Source organism: Chitinimonas sp. BJB300, from assembly GCF_002735695.1.
Lineage (GTDB): Bacteria > Pseudomonadota > Gammaproteobacteria > Burkholderiales > Chitinimonadaceae > Chitinimonas.
In genome coordinates, this window is the sequence record NZ_PDZH01000190.1 from 1 (window position 1) to 5,106 (window position 5,106).

A 5,106-nucleotide genomic window follows, 5' to 3' on the forward strand; every position below is an offset into this window, starting at 1 on the left:
CATCGCCGACAAGCCCGTTGCTGTCGCCGCGCCAAACGTGCTCAGCAAATAGTCGGTGTACAAATCGAGTTCTTTGTTCTTCATGGCGACAGGTTAGCGTATGCACTGCGTAACATCAGTTACTAAGTGTAAATGCGCATTCCGAAGGTGTTTTCAACGCTGTATCGCCAACGCGCAGCAGACATTGAACAGGCTCTGAGGATGTGGACAGTTTGCTACCGCTCCCCCTATGGATACGACCGTGCTGGAACAATTCACGTAAATTCTAAGCAGAATGGCTTGCTTTCTAACACTCTCGCCCCCATCAAAAGCTAAATAGCCGACGCCAAGCTCCGGTGGCCAGAGTGGTAACGTCCATGATTAAAATCAGCCTATCGCTTCCGAGACCCAGACCCATGCGCAACCCCAATCCGTTACTCGATTTCTCTGCTCTGCCACGTTTTGCCGATATCCAGCCTGAACACATCACGCCCGCTATCGACAAATTGCTGGAGGACGCCCGCGCTGCCGTCAAAGCCGCCGAAGTCGTCAGACCGGTAAGTTGGGATGAGTTTGTCACCCCACTGGATGATGCGACCGAGAAACTGAGCCGCGCCTGGGGCCAGGTCGGTCATATGCAGGCGGTAGTCAACACCCCGGCGCTGCGGGAAGCCTACAACGCCAACTTACCCAAGCTGAGCCAGTTTGGCGCAGAGGTCGGGCAGAATCTGGCGCTATTCGCCCAGTACAAAAAACTGGCAACCAGCCCCGCATTTGCTAGTTTCAGCCCTGCCCGCCAACGCATCGTGGACAACGCCTTGCGCGACTTCCGCCTCGGTGGTGCTGAACTCAGCGATGCCGACAAACCTCGCTTTACAGCCATTAAGGAAGAGTTGGCGACGCTGTCCGCCAAGTTCGAGCAAAACCTGCTTGATGCGACCGATGCCTATGCCCTTTATATCGAGTCGGAAGCCGACCTTGTCGGCCTGCCTGAGGATGTAATCGGCATGTGCCGTGCAGCAGCCGAAAAAGAAAACAAACCCGGCTACAAACTGACGCTGCAAATGCCGTGCTATCTGCCCGTGCAAAGCTACGCAGATAACCGTCAGCTACGCGAAACCCTCTACCGCGCCTATGCCACCCGTGCATCTGAACTCGGTAAACCGGAACTCGACAACTCCGCCGCCATTGACCGTATTTTGGTACTGCGTAAGGAACTGGCCAATATGCTGGGTTTTGCCAACTATGCCGACTATTCCGTAACGACCAAAATGGCCGATAGCCCCGATGAGGTACTGACCTTCCTGCGTGACCTTGCCAAGCGCGCCAAACCCTATGCCCAGCGCGACCGTACCGAACTCGAAGCCTTTGCCCGGGACAACCTGGGTCTGGCTGAACTAGCCGCATGGGACTTGGCCTATGTCAGCGAAAAACTCAAGGAAGCGCGCTACAGCTTCTCGGAACAAGAGGTAAAGCAATACTTCACCGAACCACGTGTACTGGCGGGTTTGTTCAATGTCATCCAATCGCTGTTCGGCCTAAAGGCCGAGTTGGACACGGCACCGACGTGGCACGAGGACGTACGCTTCTACCGGCTGGTGAATGCGGAAGGCAAACTGGTCGGCCAATTTTACCTCGACCTCTATGCACGCGAAGGCAAGCGTGGCGGCGCGTGGATGGATGACGCCCGTAACCGGCGCAACAAGGCCGATGGCATACAAACCCCACTGGTTTACCTGACCTGCAACTTTGGCCGCGGCATGGACGGCAGCCCCGCCACCTTCAGCCACGACGAAGTGATTACCGTATTTCACGAAATGGGTCATGGCCTGCACCAATTGCTGACCGAGGTTGGCGATCTGGGTGTGGCTGGCCTTAACGGCGTGGAATGGGACGCAGTCGAGCTACCTAGCCAGTTCATGGAAAATTTCTGCTGGGAATGGGACCGCGTTGTCACCATGACAGCCCACGCCGAAACCGGTAAGCCCTTGCCCCAGGCGCTGTTCGACAAGATGTTGGCAGCCAAGAACTTCCAAAGCGGTATGGTCACGGCGCGTCAATTGGAATTCGGCCTGTTCGACATGGAACTGCATAGCCGTTTTGATGCCAGTCGCGAGAGCGTACTGCAATTGCTCGGTCGCATTCGCGCCGAAGTTGCAGTGAACCACCCACCCGAGTGGAACCGCTTCCCGCACTCTTTTGGCCATATATTTGCTGGCGGCTATGCAGCAGGTTACTACAGCTATAAGTGGGCAGAAGTGCTGAGCGCGGATGCCTACGCAGCCTTTGAAGAAGCGCCAGAGCAAATCAAGCTGATTGGCGAGAAGTTCCGCCGCGAAGTCCTGGCAGTAGGCGGCAGCCGCCCAGCCATGGAAAGCTTCAAGGCGTTTCGTGGACGGACACCTGCAATCGATGCCTTACTGCGCCACAACGGCATGGCTGGCTGAGAACCTGTTTACGATCTTACTGCGCAGCCGTGATCAGGGTTCATGTGCTGCGCTTCACCCTGCTGACAGCTGCTCATGACAGATCGTAAGCGGGTTCTAAGGGCTTTCCCACCACCAGCGCACCACAATGGCTGGTGGCGTAATCGCCATCCGCATGCAGCGTGTAAGACAAGGGCTTGCTCACGATCAATTGTGAACAGGCCCTTGGCATTGCAACCGAAGTGATGGTTATTGCGGTGCACCGCTATTGATCGCGATACCCACTCAAGTGCCGCTCAGTGTGCTTGTCTGATACTAGCCTTTTCAATGCGACCACGATGCCGATTCTTGCATTGGTTTCGCCTTGTCTTGCCCTGGTTCACGAAACCGTGGACAGGTTCTTAAGGGCTTACCGTTGCTTTCACAGTCAACCCGTTATAGGCCGCATAACCGTAGACACCGACGTAGTAGGTGCCCACCCCCGGCGCATTCACCGTACAACCTTCAGCACTGGTGGGCCCATCGGCCTTACAGGTATAAACCGTGCCGCTTGGTATTGCTCCGGCCCGCACGAACATATCGGCATCGCCATTGTTACCGGCAATTGAAACATTCAACGCTGTACTCCCGTTAGGTACAGCAATGCGGTAATAGGTCCAGCTGCCGGTTGCGCCGGCTTGATTGGGCATAGGCACACCACTGGTCAATGGTGTAGATGGTGGCTCCCCTGTCGTGCTGAGCGTGCCTTTCAACGCATAAAAGCCCAACGACGAGTATTTGGAAAACCCATTCTGCGGCGTGCCTTCCGCACCGCCCTGAATAACAAGACGGTAGCTGCCTGCCGGCAGGCTCAAACCAACAAATTCCGCAGAACGGTTAACAGGCAAATTGCTATTCGCTACGACCTGGCCTTCCGCGTTGTAAAGCGTGGCGTCCACATCCAGCATGCGCAGGTATTCGATTGGGTCAACACGCAAGTTGAGCGTACCGGTCGCGGTAAGGCTGAATGTGAAGGTATCGGTATCGGTGGTGCGCTCGATCTGCCCCCAGTTGTCAGCCGGGTTAAGTTCACCACCGGTACGTAGCACCAGTGCTTTGCCATTCACATTGTCGTCGTCAGCGTAAGGAACGTTTTCTTCGACATTCATAATGCGCAGGTCGTCTTCCTGGTTACTCGCCGTAGCATATTCACCTTTGCTCCAGGTAAATAGCTGGTTTGCCCAGCCACCGCCATACCAGTAATTACCCATGATGGGGCACCACTGAAAAGCAGGAATCCCCTCAAAATATTCACCGCCCTGCCCACCGCCATCGTGCAGCATACCCATTTGGTGGCCCACTTCATGAGAGGCAGTCATACCAATACCGTAACCGTAGTCCCAACCCGAAGCGGGATTGCGGAACAACGTACCGGCGGACGTCGTGCCAAACGAATGAATAGGTGCGTAGGAACGACCATCCTGGTTAACGTAATTGATAATACCTGTACGTAACGGATTCGCTGCGCGCGCCGCATCATAGACTTGGCGATTGGTCGTGACATTGAGTTTGAGCATCGAATACTGGTCCGCCACCGATTGCCAGGTCCGGTACATCTGTTCCTTCGTCACCCCATTCAGTGGTGTAGAGCCATTCATGACGGCGGTGGTATTCAAATAAAACACCCACGGACTACCCGGCTTGCTCTCCAACCTGGTGACATCCACGCCAGGATAGGGCCCAATGTGCGGTGCCTGCTGCAAAGCCATGGTGCTATATACGGGATGAATAACTGCGAGCCCCTCCCCTTCAAATACTTTATCTAAACGCCGCTGGAAACCTTCATCAAAATCAGGGTAGACCTTGGTGATAGGTACGGGCGTCACCTTCACTACGCCATGTTCGTCGGTACGATATTCATAAGCGGTACGCTTATCATGCAGAGCTAGGTAGCCATGCAGTTGCGATCGTGTCCCTTTCAGGAAGAACACCGAGTTTTTGCTCTCCTTGGCGTAGCCGGAAATGGAGACCAATCCATCCTTGTCATAAAAGTCCCTGACTTCGACAGCCAACGATTGGCCATCCATGGCACGGTAGTTAGGCACCGCGAGCTTGTCTCGCTGCATTCGCAGAATATTGATCACTGTATCGCTCGTACCTAGCTCTACGGTGGATTGGGCAAGGGCAGTACCAGACAGGCTGGCGAGCAAGGTAGCAAGCAAGGGGGTCAACAGCCGAGTGCGATTCAAATAACGCATGGTGTGTTTCCTTGGTAGTGAGTGGATGGTGATGCTAGAGCACCAACAAAAAACCTCGACTGCCAAGCGAAAACGCATTGGTCAAAAAATATCCTCTTCCAAATCAAATATATACAGACTTGATATTTTTATCACATCTTGTTTCGCCAGCTAGCCGAGGCTTCTTTCCGGGTACCCGTCAGGCGGGTGAAACACCAAAAGACTCACAACCAGTCAATCAAACAAAGCGGTCGAATTCAAGGTAAGTCTTATGAAATCTGTTATTAAATTATTGATTAAATTTGAAGTAACTTTAGCCAAATATCGTATGTCACAGAGGCATCATGCGCCTGAAAAATCAATCGGCATAGGGGCGACCAGATGTTCTGGCCGACCCCTGCCACACCACCCGGCATGCGGGTCCGCACCGGGCGGTTGGAGCAGTTGAGGTCAATCTGCCTCCAATTGATGCACATCGCCCGGTT

2 protein-coding genes are annotated in these 5,106 nt (G+C 54.3%); one reads left to right on the forward strand and one right to left on the reverse strand.

Translation table 11 applies throughout. The features are described from left to right. Nucleotides 1-395 precede the first annotated feature (395 nt). Entirely contained in the window at nucleotides 396-2,426 is a 2,031-nt protein-coding gene (locus CSQ89_RS19675) for a M3 family metallopeptidase (RefSeq protein WP_099407729.1), read from the forward strand. A 380-nt stretch (nucleotides 2,427-2,806) separates the two neighbouring features. Here CSQ89_RS19675 and CSQ89_RS19680 read toward each other — a convergent pair whose 3' ends face one another. Next, nucleotides 2,807-4,642, reverse strand: a complete 1,836-nt coding sequence (locus CSQ89_RS19680; protein WP_158229059.1) for a pre-peptidase C-terminal domain-containing protein — start codon at nucleotides 4,640-4,642, stop codon at nucleotides 2,807-2,809. Nucleotides 4,643-5,106 lie beyond the last annotated feature (464 nt).

Excerpts from the sequence above, each read along its gene's own strand:
- CSQ89_RS19675 (WP_099407729.1), top strand. The coding sequence starts at position 396 with ATGCGCAACCCCAATCCGTTACTCGATTTCTCTGCTCTGCCACGTTTT.
- CSQ89_RS19680 (WP_158229059.1), bottom strand. The coding sequence starts at position 4,642 with ATGCGTTATTTGAATCGCACTCGGCTGTTGACCCCCTTGCTTGCTACC.